The following is a 19,641-nucleotide window of genomic DNA, read 5'->3' on the forward strand; positions in this document are numbered from 1 at the left end:
CCCTACAACTGATACTTACGCTTTCCACTGAAATAACTATAAGACACGCTTTTTATGCCCCTTCAGACTTTGCCCCTCCATCCGGCCCAACAGGATGTGTATTTAGACCAGGCTATCAATACTGAGGTCCCCTATTACAATATGGGAGGATATATAAGATTAACAGGTCATCTTAACAAAGAAAAGTTCATTGAAGCCGTACGTTCGGCGCCGGAAATGTTCGACGTCCTCAGAATGCGGTTCGATCTTCATGATGAAGAACCTGTTGCTTATGTTGATGAAGCATATACTGCGTTTGAGCTTACTGAGCTGGAATTCCCGGATGGGGAGGATAAGAAAGAGCAGGTGGCACAATGGATACGGGAAAAGATGGCCACTCCCTTCCTCGTAGAGAAGGATACCATGCTGGCAGATCATTATCTTATCCGTATTTCTGAAGAAGAATACTGGTATTACTTCAGATACCATCACCTGATAGTGGACGGGTATGGTATTTCAGGGGTGTTGCAATACATTGCAAAGAAATATAAATCTCTCGTAACCGGCCAGCCGGTTACCTTCAACTATCCGTCTTACATAGAGGAAGCAAAACGTGCGGCGGCATTCTATGCTTCTGAAGAATATGCTGCGGAAGGCGAGTACTGGAAGAAGAAGATAGAAAAGCTGCCGTCAAAGCTGCTCCAAAAGAAATTCAAGGAGGAAGAAGGCATGAAGAGCAAATGTGACACCTTTATTCTTGAATTTGCCGGTGAGGAGAGGGCTTTACTTGAAGCACTGCAGGCGGAGACCAATGCCAATCTCCAACAGCTGACCATAGCAGCAATGATGATCTATTATGCAAGAACTTCCGGCCAGGAAGATTTTGTATTCGGCATTCCGCTGCATCGCAGAAGAAATAAGCAATTACGCACTATTGCCGGTATGTTCACCGGCGTTATCCCGTTTGCAGGAAGTTACAAAGCCGGCAGCCGGGTGTCAGACCTGATCAGATCTGTCCTGTCATCGCAACGTGAGGATTACCGCTATCAGAATTACCTGATAGGAGATTTAAGCAGGCATCTGAACGTGAGACATGACGAAGAGGGATTGATAGAGATAGCGGTCAACTTCGCTCCGGTTGATTTCCACCTGGACCTGGGGGAAGAGCTGTCTTCCGTACTGGTCAATGTTCCCAGCGGGTACTTACCGTTCCCGATGGAAATGTTCTGGTATGACTACGGCAAACATCAACCGTTACAACTACGTATAGACTACCAGGTAGCCTATTTCGACAAAGAAGATATTACAGGGCTGGTAAAGCGCCTGTTATTCATTTTGCATCAGTTTCGTGAAACGCCGGGCATGCCGGTAGAACAGGTCAGGCTAATTCCTGCTGAAGAGCAGGAAATGCTTGACCATTTCAGCAGTCCCGCGCCATATGATCCATATGGTGCAGAGGATACATTACCGGCATTGTTCTCTGCCCGGGCAAACATGGCTCCCCGGCGAATGGCCGTAGTTCACCGCAACGATTCTCTTTCTTATGGTCAGCTGGAGATGCAGGCCAACAGGCTTTCACATTACCTGCGTAGCAGGGGTGTTAACAAAGATAAGCTGGTACCTGTCTGCCTGGAGCGTTCCATCGATATGTTTGTGGCTATCCTGGCTATCTGGAAGGCCGGCGGCGCTTATGTACCGATAGACACCACCTACCCTGCTGAAAGGATCAGCTACCTGCTGGAAGATACCACTGCTACAGTGGTTATCTGCAGCAGCGCTACTTCTCATCTTTTTGGAGAACATGTGGAAACGTTGCTGACAGACAAGCTTCCTGATGCAGTGATGGTGGCCCGGGGAGATGTACCTGCCGGCAATCCTGCTCCACCGGACCTTTCTTATGTGATCTATACTTCCGGTTCTACCGGCAAGCCCAAGGGAGTAATGGTGGAGCACCGGGGTATGCTTAATCATCTTTATGCCAAGACCGGCGATCTGCAGATAGATGCAGAGACGGTACTGGCATTTACGGCATCCTATACTTTTGATATTTCCGTCTGGCAGATGTTTGCTGCGCTTATATATGGCGGGCATGCTGTTGTATACGACGATGATCATATTTACCAGCCCCTGGCGCTGCTAAGCGCTGTGGAGGAAGATAATGTGACTATACTGGAGCTGGTACCTTCTTACCTGGCAGCGGTATTGCAGGAGAAAGCAGCAATATCGCTGAACAGGTTACAATACCTTATGGTAACAGGCGAGGCTGTGAGCCAGCACCTGTTACAACAGTGGTTCTCTCATCCGCTGTACGGCCGTATTCCGGTGGTGAATGCCTATGGCCCCACAGAAGCGTCTGACGATATTACGCATCATATCATGCATAGTACGCCTGTGAGTACCAATGTGCCACTGGGCCGGCCTGTACGGAACATGAGCATTTATATTGTGAGCAGGGATATGGAATTATGTCCGGCAGGTATGGCCGGAGAGATCTGTGTGGCTGGCGTGGGCGTATCCCGAGGGTATCTTGGCAGGCCGGAGCTGACAGCAGAGAAGTTTATTCCTGATCCGTTCAGTGCAGATGCAACATGGCGCATGTACAGAACGGGAGATCTTGGTTACTGGTTACCGGACGGCACCATTGCGTACCTGGGCCGTATGGACGACCAGGTAAAGATACGCGGATACCGTATTGAGCTGGGCGAGATAGAAGCTGCGCTGCATCAGCTACCTCTGGTAAATGAAGCGGTGGTAGTAGCAAGAGAAGGCAAGGGCCATAAACAACTGGTGGCCTATGTTGTGGCCCAGGAAGGTTTTGACAGGGCAACTGCACTCATACATCTGAAAGATAAACTGCCTGAATATATGATACCCGTGATAGTAGAGCTGGAGAAAATGCCACTCACACCTAACGGGAAAGTAGATAAGCGCGCGTTGCCGGACCCGCTTGCAGACGGGCATATGCCGGATACATTTGCAGAACCGCGTAATAGAACAGAACAATTACTGGCAGAGATCTGGCAGGAACTGCTACACGTGGAAAGAGCGGGCATTCATGACAATTTCTTTGAACTGGGTGGTAATTCACTTCTGGGTATCCGGATGATTGCCGTTATATCCAGGACATTTGAGGCACGTCTTACAGTACGCCTGTTATTCCGTTATGCTACTATTGCTTCACTGGCGGCCTATATTCAGCAGCAGGACAAGAGCAGCAGTCTGCAGATCACGGCTCAGCCACATATCACGCCAAAACCGCTGTCATTCAGCCAGGAACGTCTCTGGTTTATAGATTCAATGGAGGGAAGTGAGCATTATCATATTCCTGTTGTATTGCAATTAAAAGGGCATCCGGACAGGAATGCACTACAATATGCATTACAGGCGGTGGTTAACCGTTATGAAATATTAAGAACTGTTGTATACGAACAGGATGGTACCGGTTATCAGCATGTGCTGGCTAAGGATAACTGGCAGCTGGAGGAGGTGATTGATGGAGAAGCCATCAACAGTTTTATTTACCGTCCTTTTGATCTCGGGAAAGATCATATGCTGCGTGCAGCGCTGCTGAAGCGGTCTGACGATGAATATACCCTTGTTATTACTGTTCATCATATTGCTGCAGATGCCTGGTCTATGGCGCTGATCATGAAAGAATTTGCCGCATACTATAACAATGCGTCTGTAAAGCTGGCGGAACTGCCATTTCAATATGCTGACTATGCAATATGGCAGAGGAGCTACCTGTCAGCCGAAGTGTTACTTGCCGGTCAGCAATACTGGAGGAAAAAACTGGCTGGTATAGAACCGCTGAACCTGGCAACAGATTATCCAAGACCAGCCATACAAAGTAAAAGGGGAGCTATCACTGCTTTCAATATAAATAAAGAAGTATCTGAAAAGCTACGCCAGCTGAGCAGGCAAGAAGGTACGACGTTGTTTGTCACTCTCCTGGCTGCATTCAAGGTGCTGCTGTTCCGGTACACAGGACAGCAGGATATCTGCATAGGAACGCCTGTTGCAGGCAGAAGGCAACAGGAACTGGAGAACATGGCCGGTTTCTTTGTTGATACCTTGCCATTGTACAGTCGCCTGGATGCGGGGAGCACTTTCAGCGCCTTGCTGCAACAGGTGAAAGAAGTGCTGCTGGAAGGATATGAGCACCAGGACCTGCCGTTTGAGAAAATTGTGGAAGCGGTTACTGATAACAGGGACCTGAGCAGGACACCTCTTTTCCAGGTAATGTTCGTGTTGCAGGATGCAGCTGATATGACTGATGTGCAGCTGAATGGCCTCATGTTAACTCCGGGAGAAATTGAACATAATATTTCCAAGTTCGATATAACAGTTATCGTTACAGAGAAACAGGATCAGCTGAGTTTCGAACTGGAATACTGTACAGACCTGTTCAACAGCGATACTATTCAACGTATGGGCGGGCATTTTGAGCAGCTGCTGCAATCTATCGGAGAGGATGCGTCTCAATCTCTCAACGGCCTGCAAATGCTCTCGCCCGCAGAGGAACAGCAATTGCTGCAAACATTTAATGATTCAGCTGTAGCCTATCCCCGGGATAAACATATTATGGACCTGTTTGACGAACAGGTAAAAATGATACCTGAAGCTACTGCGTTGATATTTAGAGACAGGACGCTGTCGTACCGGGAACTGGATGAACGCTCTAACCAGCTGGCCCGTTACCTTCGTAAACAGGGAGTAAACAAGGAAAGCAGGATACCTATCTGCATAGAGCGTTCGTTTGAAATGATTGCAGGTATACTGGGTATACTGAAAGCAGGTGGAGTGTATGTGCCTGTTGATCCGGACTATCCGGAAGAACGTATCAGCTATATACTGGAGGATACCGGGGCTACCCTTGTTATAAGCAGCAGCGCCTGTGCGCATAAGCTGGCGGGAGCGCCTGGCGTGAATGTTATCTCTCTGGATGAAGAAGCCTCACGTATCAACCGGTTTGCAGTCACTTCTCCGGGTATTGCTCTCAGCCCCTCGCAGCTGGCCTATATTATTTACACTTCAGGATCTACCGGTAAGCCCAAAGGCGTAATGCTGGAGCATAAAGGTGTGGTGAACCTGGCATTGAGCCAGGCAACAGCCCTTCGTTTGCAAAGAGGTACGCGCTCGTTACAGTTTGCCTCTTTTGGTTTTGACGCCTCCTGTTATGAGATATTCAATACACTGTTAAGCGGAGGAGTGCTGGTGTTGCCGGAGAAGGAGGACCTATTATCGCAGGAAAGATTCAGTGCACTTATCAACACACATGCAGTGGAGCTGGTGACGTTGCCTCCTTCCTATCAGCATATCATTAAAGAACATACCGGTGCTATTAAGACCATTGTTTCTGCCGGAGAGCCTCTTAACCGGGAGGATGGCAGGTACCTGCAATCAAAAGGCGTTCGTCTTATCAACGCTTACGGACCTACGGAGAATACGGTCTGTACAACGCTTACAGACGACCCTGTACGCAAAGATAATACGGTGGTAATAGGCAGACCTATTGCCAATGTACAGGTGTATATACTGGATGCCGGAGGCGGGCTTTGCCCCATAGGTGTGACCGGAGAGATCTGTATTGGCGGCGCCAACCTGGCCCGTGGTTACTGGAACCGTGCAGACCTTACAGCAGAGAAATTTATTACCAGTCCCTATAGTGAACGTCTGTACCGTACAGGAGATGTTGGCCGCTGGCTGGCAGACGGCAACATTGAGTACATAGGCCGTATGGATGACCAGGTGAAGATCCGTGGTTACCGTATAGAGCTGGGAGAGATTGAAAGTGTATTACAGGATTGCGCACTGGTAAACCAGGCAGCGGTGCTGGCCAAAGCAGGCAGTGACGGACAGAAGCAACTGGCGGCCTATATAGTGCCACAGGGCGCTTTTGACAGGGTGCAGGTATTGGAATACCTGCAACAACGTTTGCCCGGGTATATGATACCTTCCCTGTTCATTGCAATAGCACAGCTTCCTTTAACCCCGAGTGGAAAGATAGACCGTAAGGCACTGCCTGAGCCGGGAATAAACAATGAGGTCTATGTGGCTCCATGCACCCATATGGAGTTACAGCTGGCAAAGATCTGGCAGGAGCTGCTTGATAAAGAGCAGATAAGCATCCTGGAGAACTTCTTCCATCTTGGAGGGCATTCCCTGATGGCTATCCGGCTTATTGCGTCTGTACGTAAGCAGTTGCACACAGAAATATCAGTAAGGGACGTATTCACTCACAATACTATTGAAACGCTGGCTGTATTTATTGAGCAGCAGCAGGGAAAGTCCGTGTTGCCGGAAATAAGCGTACAATCCAGACCATTATACATCCCATTGTCATTCAGCCAGGAAAGGTTGTGGTTCATAGACAAGCTGGAGGGCAGCCTGCACTATCATACCTCTACCCTGCTGAAGCTGAAAGGACAGTTGAACAGGCATGCCCTGCAGCGTGCATTGCTTCATATTATTGAACGTCATGAAGCATTGAGGACTGTTATCAGGGAAGACGATGGTATTGCTTACCAGCAGGTATTAGCGGCTAACGGATGGCACTTGCAGGAGCTGGCTTCTGCCGGAGAGCTTTCTGCTTACGGAAGCCAGCCTTTCAATCTTGCATCTGACTACATGATGCGTGCGGCACTGGTACAATTGAACAGCGATGCTTACGAATTGCTAATTACCATGCACCATATTGCATCAGACGGCTGGTCCGTTTCTATACTGGCCGCAGAACTGTCTGAGCTGTATGCTGCATTTGCAGAAGAGAGACATCCTGTGTTACAACTGCTAACCATACAATATGCGGATTATTCCATCTGGCAGAAAAAATATGTAACCGGCGATGTGCTGCAACGCCAGCAGGATTACTGGATGAAAAAAATGTCGGGCATAGAGCCGCTGAATCTTCAGACAGACCATGCAAGACCTGCTGTGCAACGCAATAATGGCGCCCTGTTCATCTCTTCTATAGACAGGGAGCTGACGGATAGGGTAAATGAGCTTTCACGCAGGGAGGGGGTAACTCCGTTCATGACGTTGCTGGCAGCCCTCAAGGTGCTACTTTATCGTTACAGCGGACAGAATGATATCTGTGTGGGCACTCCGCTGGCAGGCAGAAAACAACAGGAAGTGGAATCCCTCATAGGGTTCTTTATCAATACCCTGGCTGTCAGAAGTAACCTGGAAAATAATTCTACGTTCAATACTTTCCTGCAGCAGGTGAAAAATACATTGCTGGAAGGATACGAGCACCAGGACATGCCGTTTGAGAAAGTGGTGGACGCTGTGGTAAGGACCAGGGACCTGAGCCGTCATCCGCTGTTCCAGGTGATGTTCGTATTACATAATACAACCGATATTCCTGTATTCAGACTGGGCAACCTTTCTGTTGATATGGAAGAAGTGGAAGAGAACACAGCAAAGTTTGACCTGGTATTTACCATACAGGCCAAAGGAGAAGAACTGTTGCTGGGAGTGGAATACTGTACTGACCTTTTCCTGGAAGAGACGGTAGCCAATATGGCGGAGCACTATAAACAGCTATTACTATCCCTGACGGCCGATCCGGCACAGCAGATAGGCTCCCTGAACATGCTGACAGCTGCAGAGAAGCAAACGCTACAGGCGTTTTCTACCGGGACCGTGATTGATCTGCCCCCGCATCAAACAGTAGTGACACTGTTTGAGGAACAGGTACGGCAATACCCTGAAGCAGTGGCTATACAGTTTGAGGATGAGAACATTTCCTACCTCACGTTGCATGAAAGAGCCAATCAACTGGCGCATTTGCTACGTAGCCAGGGGATAACGGCCAACAGTAAAGTACCCCTGTTCATAGACCGCTGCCCGGAAATGATCATTGCAGTGCTGGCCACCTGGAAAGCCGGAGGGGCATATGTGCCGGTTGATCCTAAGTTCCCGGAAGAAAGGGTGCGCTATATACTGGAGGAAACAGAAGCCCGGGTGGTGATCACCAATCAGCGTAGCAGCATATTACTTCCCGCAGGTATAACAGCAGCTGTAATAATGGCCGATGAGGAACAGGTGCTGATGGAGCAACCGCACAGTTCATTGCAGCCTGTTGCAGGTCAGGAACATCTTGCATATGTATTATATACTTCAGGCTCTACCGGCAAACCCAAAGGGGTACTGGTGGAACATGCAGGGCTACTGAACCATTTGCTGGCCATGACGGAGGAATTTGGCATGAGCGCATCCACTGTCCTGGCATTTACCGCGCCCTATACGTTCGATATCTCCGTATGGCAGATGGTGAACGCGCTGGTATGTGGTGGCAGGACCATCATCTATACGGAAAGTCTTATACACCGCCCTGATCTTTTTATCAGAACAGTAGAGAAACATGGCGTAACACTTTTACAGCTTGTCCCCTCCTATCTTGCTTCGGTGTTGCAGGAAAAGACGGATGTAAGGCTGAAGATGCTCGAATACCTGCTGGTAACAGGTGAGGCGGTAACGGTTTCTCTGCTGGAGCAATGGTTTGCACATGAGCATTTTGGGCTTATACCGGTAGTCAATGCCTACGGGCCTACGGAAGCATCTGACGATGTGAGCTTCTATTTCATGAAGCAGGCGCCGGAGGTGGTACAGGTGCCGGTAGGCAAGCCTATACGGAACCTGAGGATGTATGTGCTGGATAATAACATGCAGCTATGTGCGCCGGGAGTGCCGGGTGAAATATGTGTAGCCGGCCTTGCTGTAGCCCGTGGATACCAGAACAGGCCGGAGCTGACAGCAGAGAAATTCGTTGAAGATCCTTTCTATCCCGGTGAAAGAATGTACCGTACGGGCGACCTTGGAAGGTGGCTGTCTGACGGTAATATGGAATATATTGGTCGCGCGGACGACCAGGTGAAGATACGCGGCTTTCGCATAGAGCTGGGCGAGATAGAGCATGCGTTGCAGCAATATCCGCAGATTGCACAGGCTGTAGTGGTAGCAAGATCTGATGATAAGGGCATTAAACGACTGGTGGGTTACCTGGCAGTGCAGGGAGAAGTGGATAAAGACGCCATGGTTACCTACCTGAAAGAGCGGTTGCCGGAATATATGATACCGGTATTTGTTATACTGGATAAACTACCGCTTACTGCCAATGGTAAAGTAGATAAGAAAGCATTGCCTGACCCTGTGGCCAGCACCGCTACCAGCTATGTGGCGCCGCGTAATGCGCTTGAAAGCCGGCTGGCAGGCATCTGGCAGCGGCTGCTGGGTATAAAACAAGCAGGCATTTATGATAATTTCTTCGAATCAGGTGGTCACTCATTACTGGTTATCCGTCTCATTGCCGCTATACGTAAGGAGATAGGCGCGGAATTACAGGTGAAGGACGTCTTCCTTCATTCAGACATCGCATCCCTGGCGGCAGATATTAGCGGGAAAAGAACATCGCTGCTGCCGCCGGTAACCAGGATAGCACCCAGACCGGAACTGATACCGCTGTCTTTCGGGCAGGAAAGGCTCTGGTTCATTGACAAGCTGGAAGGTAGCACTCACTATCACAATCCAACTATTCTTAAACTGGAAGGGGCTGTGAGCCGTGAAGGCATAACATGGGCATTGCAGCAGGTCATTAACCGGCATGAGGTGTTGAGAACAGTGATCAGGGAAACAGATGGCACAGGCTACCAGTATATACTTGAAGCAGACAGCTGGAAAATGGACAACATTGATACGGCCGGTATTGCTGCATTTATAGGAAAACCTTTTGACCTTGGAAGGGAGCATATGTTGCGTGCTGCGCTTATCAGCCATTCATCCACCCATCACGTGCTGGTGATTGTTGTACATCATATTGCATTTGATGGATGGTCATCCGGTATTGTTATCAATGAACTTTCTGAATACTATGCTGCATACGTTGAAAAGCGTGCTGCTGTACTTGAGCCGCTTGCATTACAATATGCTGATTACGCCGTCTGGCAGCGGGCATACCTGGATAGCACTGCGCAGGCAACAGCTATGCAATACTGGAAACAGCAATTGTCAGGTATAGAACCGCTGAATATGCCGACAGATTATTCCCGGCCGCTGGTACAAAGCAAAAAGGGAGCTATGCTGACTATTCACCTGGAGGATGGTCTTGCCGGCACATTGAATGAATTCAGCAGGCAACAGGGTGTTACGCTTTTCATGACATTGCTGGCTACTTTTAAAGTATTGCTGCACCGTTATACCGGTCAGCAGGATATCTGTGTAGGTACACCCGTAGCAGGAAGAAATCAACAGGAGATCGAACCGCTTGCCGGGCTTTTCATTAATACGCTGGCATTACGCAGCCAGCCAGAAGGTACATTGTCCTTTACCACATACCTCCGGCAGGTGAAAGCCATACTGCTGGAAGCATATGAGCACCAGGACATGCCATTTGAAAAAATAGTGGACGCTGTGGTAAAGACCAGGGACCTTAGCAGAAGTCCGCTGTTCCAGGTCATGCTGGTGTTGCAGAACACTCCTGAAGAAAAAGCATTAAAGCTGGGAGACGCCATACTTACTGAAGAAGAGACTGAACCTGAGACATCCAAATACGACCTCATATTTGTACTCGAAGAAAAGAATGAAGGGCTGCTGCTGAACGTAGAATATTGCACGGACCTCTTCAGTCCGGCCACAGCAATGCAGCTGGCAAGGCATTACGGGCAGCTGCTGAAGGCAGTAACAACAATGCCGGAAGCTAAACTGAGCCTGCTCGATATGCTGACGGCTGACGACGAGCATTTGTTGCTGGAAGCATTCCAGGGACCTTCAGTTGGCTATCCGCAGGATAAGACCATTGTCACGCTCTTTGAAGAGCAATCCGCCAGAACACCAGAGCTGACGGCCGTGGTGTATAACAATCAAAAGCTGAGTTACCGTGAGCTGGAAGAACGTTCCAATCAACTGGCCCATTACCTGAGAAGTAAGGGCGTGAGAGAGGAAACGCTGGTGCCTGTTTGCATAGGGAAAGGGTTGGATATGATAGTCTGCATGCTGGGCATACTTAAAGCCGGAGGCGCATATGTGCCTGTAGACCCTGATTACCCCGAAGACCGTATACATTTTATGCTGGAAGACACCAGCGCCAGGCTGGCTATCAGCAGTAGTGCAGACAGTGCTGCGCTTCATGCAGCAGGCCTTGATATTGTAATAGAAACAGATACTGATACCGGCATTGCCACACAACCGGTCACTCCTGTGAATGCAGCCGTGAAACCCGGTAATGTAGCATATGTTATTTATACCTCCGGTTCTACCGGTCGGCCTAAAGGTGTGCTGATAGAGCATATCAATGTAGTGCGCCTCTTTGAAACGGAGACCCCGCTTTATGATTTTGATTCAAACGATGTATGGACAATGTTCCATTCATTCAGTTTTGATTTCTCTGTATGGGAGATATATGGCGCGTTGTTCTATGGCGGCCGTGTTGTAATAGTACCTAAAGATGTGGCCAGGGATGTTACCCGTTTTGGTCAGCTGCTGATCAGCGAAGGAGTGACAGTACTGAACCAGACGCCATCAGCTTTCTACGTATTACAGGACTACCTGACCACACAGCCGGAGAGCGTTTCTGTGCGTTATGTCATTTTTGGCGGAGAAGCGTTGAACCCAGCCAAGCTTCGTCCGTGGAAGGAACGTTTCCCGGCTTCCCGTCTGATCAACATGTACGGTATAACGGAAACAACCGTGCATGTGACTTTCCTTGAACTGGATGATACTCATCTGAGCAGCAGCGCCAGTCCTATAGGCAGGACCATTCCTACACTGAATGCATATATACTTGACAGCGAGCAGAAGCCGTCTCCTGTAGGGGTGACCGGCGAGCTTTATATTGGCGGAGCCGGGGTAGCCAGAGGATATCTCAATCGCCCGGAACTTACGGCTGCCAGGTTCCTGGCCAGTCCTTTCAGGGAAGGCCAACGGCTGTACCGCACGGGTGACCTGGCACGCTGGTATCCGGATGGTAACATTGAATACCAGGGCCGCATTGACGACCAGGTAAAGATCCGTGGCTTCAGGATAGAACTGGGAGAAATAGAAAATGTAATACAGGGCAGCGGCTTTGTGAGCAACAGTGTGGTGCTTGCAAAAACAGTGGGTACGGGAGATAAGCAGCTGGTGGCCTATGTCGTACCTGAAAACAATTATAGCAGGGAAGCAATGATCGGTCATCTGAAGAACCTGCTGCCGGAACATATGATACCCTCCCTCTGGGTGGTGATGGACGCTATCCCATTAACTTCTAACGGGAAGGTGAACAGGAAGGCATTACCGGAACCTGATGCTGCAAGACTTGCAAATGTCATATATATAGCCCCCCGTACCGGTACTGAAATTACCCTGGCAGGCATCTGGCAAGAATTGCTGGGAGTGGAAAGAGCAGGTACTCAGGATAATTTCTTTGAACTGGGAGGAGATTCCATCAGGGTGATCAAAGTGTCCAGCAGGATATACCAGCTTTTCCATAAGGAAGTGAAAGTATTTGAAATATACCAGGCAGCCACGCTTGAAGAACTGGCCAGAGTAGTAGATAACAAGGCCGCTACTGCAGCGTGGAGGGAAGCGGTTTACAGGGAAGTGAATGAAAGCCTGGAAAGACAGAAAGAAAGCCTGCTGCCATTACTGAAGGAAACAGCCAACATTGAAGACCTGTATCCTGTCAGTGATATTGAGCGTGGTATGTTGTTCATCTCCCTGATGAACCCTGGAGAGGCATTGTATCATGATCAGTTTGTCGGGAGGCTGCCGAAAACGTTCGATGCTGCTGTAGTCAGACAGGCATATAAACTGCTTGCCGCAAGGCATAGCATGCTGAGAACGGGCTTTAGAATGGGACTGAACGACCAGGACATACAGATAGTATACAAGTCTGTGCAGATTGATATACCTGTTTTTGATATACAGCAGCTAAGCGGGCCTGAAGTAAAAGTTGCAGTAGAACAATATCTGTCTGAAGAGAGAACACGTCCGTTTGTGATTGAAGATGCTCCGTTGTGGCGGGCGTCCTTATTCCAGGTAAAAGATCATAACCTGCTGGTGTTCCAGTTCCATCATGCGATACTGGATGGATGGAGCGTGGCATCGCTCAATACAGAACTGTATACACTATGTACGGCCCTGGTGGACAAGCAGGCAGTAAAGCCCCCTGCTCCGCTGAAATCATCTTATAAAGACTATATCATAGAAAGCCTGGTTGCTAAAAAAATAGATGACAACAGGAATTTCTGGAGTGAAGAACTGGCGGATTACAAACGGCTGGAAATATTCAGTGACAAGCCTGCGTTCCAGGTAGTCAGCTACCAGTTTGATGAAGAGTATGTTGCGCTGCTGAGAGAAAAGACCAGGAGGAATAATATCTCTATCAAGGGATTAGCACTTGGTGCCTATCTGTATACGCTGTCCCGGCTTACTTATGAAGAAGACCTGACTGTAGGGCTCGTGACCAATAACAGACCTCTTATTGAAGAAGCAGACCAGCTGCTGGGCTGTTTCCTTAATACTATCCCATTAAGATATAATATTGACAACAGTAAAACATGGAGGTCCTATTTTGAAGGTATAGAGGCAAAATTGTTAATGCTCAAGGAGCGCGACCGTACCAGTCTTTTCGATATAACAAAGATCACGGGTGAACATTCATCTGATAATAACCCCTATTTCGATACCATATTCAACTTTATCAACTTCCATGTTTATGACAGGCTGAAAGATGGTATTGGTACACTGACGCCGGAAGAATCTGCTATCAGCGATTATGAGCTGACCAATACTTTCCTTGATTGTACAGTAAGTACAACAGGCGATACTTTCACTGTACAGTATTCCTTACGCAGGGAGCTGAGTTCAGGAAAGACCCTCGAAGACCTGTTGTATTATTTCAGGCAAATAATAAACGCTTATCTGCTGCATTATGATGAGCAGGTAACAGTGACGGATATACTGCCGGTGGAGGAAAGCAGGCTTGTGCGGGAAACATTTTCTGTCTCCCCTTTGCAACAGCCGGTCCTGCCTCCTGCTACCCTGGTGTCTCTGTTCAGGGAACAGGCTTTGCTGCAGGAAGAGCAGACTGCACTGGTAAGCGGGGATATTCAACTCTCCTACCGGCAGCTGGATGAGCAGTCTAACCAGGTAGCACATTTCCTGCTATCCCGTGGCGTAAAAGCGGAAAGCCTTATTGCTGTGTGTATGGAACGTAGCCCACTGCTGGTTACCTGTATGCTGGGCATACTAAAAGCAGGCGCCGCATATGTACCGGTAGACGCCTCCTATCCGAAGGAACGTATTAACTATATGATAGCTGATAGTGGTTGTGAGATGGTATTAGCTACGCCTGAATATGCTTCTCTGTGTGGTGATAAGGCTGTACCTGCAGATGAAAAAATATTTGACAACTATCCTGACACTCCGTTAAAGGAGAATGTTTCTGAAGAACAGATGGCTTATGTGATATATACATCCGGTTCTACCGGCAAACCAAAAGGTGTGATGTCAGAACATCGTAACCTGGTGAACCTGGTACGATGGCACAAGGCTTACTACGAAGTAAATGCTGACAGCAAAGCTACCGCCATGGCAAGTATTGGGTTCGATGCATTTGGATGGGAGCTATGGCCATATCTCTGCGCCGGAGCTGCTGTATGGCTGCTGGATGATGAGGCAAGACTATCACCTCAAACAATAGCAGCCCTGTACCTTTCGGCCGGTATTACACACAGCTTTGTGGCTACAGGCCTGGTGCAGGAGATCATGCTGGAATTACAGGGACGGAATGTACCGTTGCAATACATGCTGACAGGAGGCGACCGGCTGCCGCCTGTTTCTCTGACTGGTATCAATTTCAGGCTGGTTAACAACTATGGCCCTACTGAGAATACAGTGGTAACGAGCAGCTATATGCTGCCTGCTACAGGTAGCAAACAACCTCCGATTGGTAAGGCTGTCAGCAATAGCCGTATCTATATATTGGATAAAGCCTTACGTCCCGTGCCGGTAGGTGTTGCGGGTGAACTGTGTGTAAGTGGTAGTCAGCTGGCACGGGGGTATCTCGGTCAGCCGGAATTGACAGCAGCGAAATTCGTTTCTCATCCTTTCAGGGCAGCAGAACGGTTGTACCGTACCGGTGATCTGGCACGCTGGCTGCCGGATGGTAATATAGAATTTATTGAACGAAAAGATGACCAGGTAAAGATCCGCGGGTATCGTATTGAGCTGGGCGAAATAGAAAATGTGTTATTACAGAGCGGTGTGGCTGTTCAGGCTGTAGTGACGGCCACGCCGGATGCCCGCGGCGTTAAACGACTGGTAGCTTATATAGTACCGTCAGGCGCCTTTGACGAAGCAGCATTGACACAGTTCCTGCAGGGCCGGTTACCGGGATATATGGTACCGTCGCGTTACGTAGTATTAGCTGCATTGCCGCTCACTGCGAATGGAAAAATTGACCGGCGGGCATTGCCGGAGCCGAAAGAAGAAGAGCCGCTGTCCGGACACCTGTATGCAGCGCCACGTAATGCAGCTGAAGCTGCGCTGGCAATGATCTGGGAAGAGCTTCTGGGAATAGGGAATATAGGTATCCATGATAATTTCTTCAGGCTGGGAGGAGACTCTATTATGAGCATACAGCTGGTAAGCCGGGCAAAACAGGCAGGCATTGCCCTGCGGGTAAAAGATATATTCTATTATCAGACAATAGCAAAATTATCGGCCATGCTTGCGGAGCGCCGTCCGAATGAAGAAAAGGCTGCAAGCGTGGAGGAATATGCAAAAAGCGAGCGATTATTATCACAGAAGCGTTACTGGCAACAGGTCTTGCAATACCAGCAGCAATTGCCAGCAGACACCAGAACAGCAACGACAGTAAGCCAGCTGAAAAATACCGGTGTCAACCTGGATGCAACCCTTACTACCTTATTACTGAACGATGTACAGGACACTTATCATACAGAAGTGAGTGATATACTGCTGGCGGCGCTGGCCCGTACCCTATGCAGCTGGAGTAAATTGCAGGAGGTGGTAATAGGTCTGGACAGCGATGGGGACAGTCATTACCCGATGTTGTTAAGCATCCGGGAAGGTACTGATGAAAGCCGCCTGATCAGAAGTATAAAGGAACAGCTACTTCATGTGCCTGATAATGGAATTGGCTTCAGCTTATTGAAGTCTATTGCACAGGAGCCTGTATTTCAGAAGGAAGCCCCGTACGAAATAAGTTTTCATTATGAAGGGAAGGACAATCCATCCCATATAGATCATCTGGTCTCTGTCAACAGTTCCGTAAAGAATGGTGAGCTTCACATTAACTGGACCTATAGCAGTGAGCATTTTAATGATGACACAGCTGCCATGTTATGCTCATCTTATATTGAACAGCTGAAACTGCTGATAGATCATTGTGTGCAATTAGGCCGTCTGGGTTCTGTACCAACGCCATGGGGTTATGGGTTGCCTGTATCTGTCGGTTACAAAGCGTTCGATAGATTCCTGGAGTGGCCCGTCAGCTCAGAGAATAATATGAGCCGGCTTCAGGCCATCAGTGCGGTATACCCACTGACGCCATTGCAGGAGGGCATGCTTTTCCATGGGTTATATGATAAACAATCTGCCGCCTATATTGAACAATTCAACTGTGAGCTTTACGATGTTGATGTACCTGCACTGAAGCGAAGCTGGGAGCAGCTGCTTACCAGGCATACCATTCTGCGTACGGGCTTCAATTACGAAGACCTGCCGGTACCGGTGCAATATGTATTCAAAACGACAACAATACCTTTTGAAACTGTAGACTACCGTCATCTTACTCCCGACAGACAGGAAGCGGCCATAGAGGCGTATATACAGGAGGACCGTGAAAGAGGCTTCAACTATGAGCAGCCGCCGCTCATGCGTGTTACATTGATACAGACGGATGACAGGAAATATCATATGCTATGGTCGTTCCATCACCTGTTGCTGGACGGATGGTCTGTTTCTCTTATTGTTGGAGAACTGTTGCAGCAATATGAATACGAAGTAAAGGGTGGCATGCCCATAACCGCTCCGGAGGACAGGTTCGGCGATTATATACATTACATAGAAAGCTGTGACAAGTGGAAAGAACAGGAATATTGGAGCCATTATATGGAAGGAGTGGAAACAGCTACGTTGCTGCCTTTCATTAAAAACAGCAGCAACCGTAACAAAGGTGTTGGCCAATACCGGGAGCAGCAGCTTCTTCTTGAAACACGCATTACGCAACAGATAACTGAAACAGCCAGGCGTTACGGTATAACGATCAACACCCTGATGCAGGGCGTGTGGGCATTGCTGTTGCATAAATATACCGGTTTGCAGGACATAGTATTTGGCGTATCTGTATCCGGCCGCCCTCCGGGCCTGCAGCATGTAGAACAACGTGCGGGTCTTTACATCAATACGTTACCGCTGCATACCCGTTTTGAAAAAGATATGGAGATCGGCAACTGGCTGCGGGAGATCCAGAAAGGACAGGTGCAGTCCCGGGAATATGAGCATACTTCATTGAACAAGATACAGGCTCTTACAGGCATTACCGGCGATCTGTTTGACAGCCTGCTGGTGTTTGACAACTATCCCGTAAGTGAGGCGCTGAAAGCAGGAGAAAACAGGTGGAGCCTGAAAGCAACGGGGGTGAAATTGCAGGAACAGACAAACTATCCGTTGGATATTCTGGTAGCACTGTCAAAAGAAAGGACGGAGATCACCTTCAATTATAATACAGAACTGCTGGATGAAATATACATGCGTCAGCTGGCTGGACATTTTGAAAGAGTACTGTTACAGTTCCTGGACAATGGGCAGCAACAGCTGGGAAGTGTTACGTTACTGACCAGTGCAGAAGAGCAGGCATTAAAAACACTCTCTGCCGGCCCAGTAGTACCATTGCCTGAAAACCAGACACTGGCCGGTCTCTTTGAGCAACAGGCAGCAGCCTACCCCGAATCAGTGGCCATTGAGTTTGAAGACTCTGCATTCACCTACAGAGAGTTAAATGAACGCGCCAACCAGGTGGCACACTACCTGGGAAGCAAAGGCGTAAGAGCAAATATGCCGGTGCCTGTCTTTATAGACAGGAGCCTTGAAATGATTGTGGGGATACTGGGCATTGTGAAGGCCGGTGGCGCTTACGTACCTATTGATCCCAATTATCCGAAAGACCGTACAGGATTCATACTGGAGGATATAAAAGCCAGTGTAGTACTGACAAATCAGCTATGCAGGGAACAATTGCCTGCCATGGACAATCTTACTATTGTGAGCCTGGATGAAGACGGGCAGCTGTCCCGTCAGCCGGTCACATCTCCCGGCAATATCATTTCAACAGACGATCTCTGTTATATCATCTTCACCTCAGGATCCACAGGATTACCTAAAGGGGCCATGATAGAACATGCGGGAATGGTGAACCATCTGTTCTCCAAAATAAATGACCTGCAGCTGGATACCTCTACCACTATAGCTTTCACGGCGTCCTATACATTCGACATCTCAGTATGGCAGATGTTTGCCGCTCTTATTTGCGGTGGACGCACCATTATTTATTCTGCAGATACAATATTGAATCCCGTGGCGCTGATCACCAAGGTAGCAGCAGACAGGGTGAATGTCCTGGAACTGGTACCCTCCTACCTGGCTATACTGCTGCAACAAAATACAGATGTTGAATTACAGCAGCTCCGTTACCTGCTGGTTACAGGAGAAGCTGTAATGCCATCGCTATTGAAACAATGGTTCGACCATCCGCTGTATAAAAACATTCCTGTGGTGAATGCTTATGGACCGACGGAAGCATCGGACGATATCTCCCTTTACTTCATGCGGGAAGCGCCTGATGTGAGCAACGTTCCTGTAGGAAAGCCTATACAGAACCTGCAGATACAGATACTGGACCAGGTACAGCACCCCTGTCCGCTGGGTGTGCCGGGAGAAATCTTTGTATCCGGTATTGGAGTAGGCCGTGGTTACCTGAACAGAGAGGAGCTTACGGCAGAGAAGTTTGTTTACCGGGATGGGATAAGGACCTACCGCACCGGCGATCTTGGCTGCTGGTTACCTGACGGCAATATTGAATACCTCGGCAGAATGGACCACCAGGTGAAGATCAGGGGTAACCGTATAGAGCTGGGTGAAATAGAAAGCGTATTACAAGCGCATGAACAGGTACATCAATGTGTGGTGATTGCCCGCAAGGATACACTGGTGGGTTACATAGTACCGAAACAGGCACAGAAGAAAGAAGAGATACTGGCTTTTCTTAAGGAGAGATTGCCCGAGTATATGATCCCCCTGCTGGTGGAGCTGGACGAAATGCCGCTGACACCGAACGGCAAGATAGACCGGAAAGCGCTGCCTGAACCGGATGCAGGCCTGCAGTCCGGTGAATATATCGTTCCCCGTAATAAAACGGAGGAAACACTTGCCGGCATTTGTGAGCAGTTACTGAATACAAGCACCATCGGCGTAAACCAGAACCTTTTTGAACTGGGTATGCACTCCCTGATGGTAATGCGTTTTGCAGCTGCGGTGCTGGATACCCTGCAGGTGGAAATACCGGTAAGGACTTTCTTTGAACTGCCTACTATTGAAGCGCTGGCTGCATTTACAGATGAAAAGAAGGCCAGGAAACGTAAACGCATTGCACTGTAA

General features: G+C 48.7%; 1 protein-coding gene. It reads left to right on the top strand.

The features are described 5' to 3' along the window. Positions 1 to 54: 54 nt before the first annotated feature. Entirely contained in the window at positions 55 to 19,641 is a 19,587-nt protein-coding gene (locus tag GO493_RS23530) for a non-ribosomal peptide synthetase (RefSeq protein ID WP_157308683.1), read from the top strand.

The sequence above is a fragment of the Chitinophaga tropicalis genome, assembly GCF_009758205.1.
GTDB classification, from domain to species: Bacteria; Bacteroidota; Bacteroidia; order Chitinophagales; family Chitinophagaceae; genus Chitinophaga; species Chitinophaga tropicalis.

Excerpts from the sequence above, each read along its gene's own strand:
- GO493_RS23530 (WP_157308683.1), top strand. The coding sequence starts at position 55 with ATGCCCCTTCAGACTTTGCCCCTCCATCCGGCCCAACAGGATGTGTAT.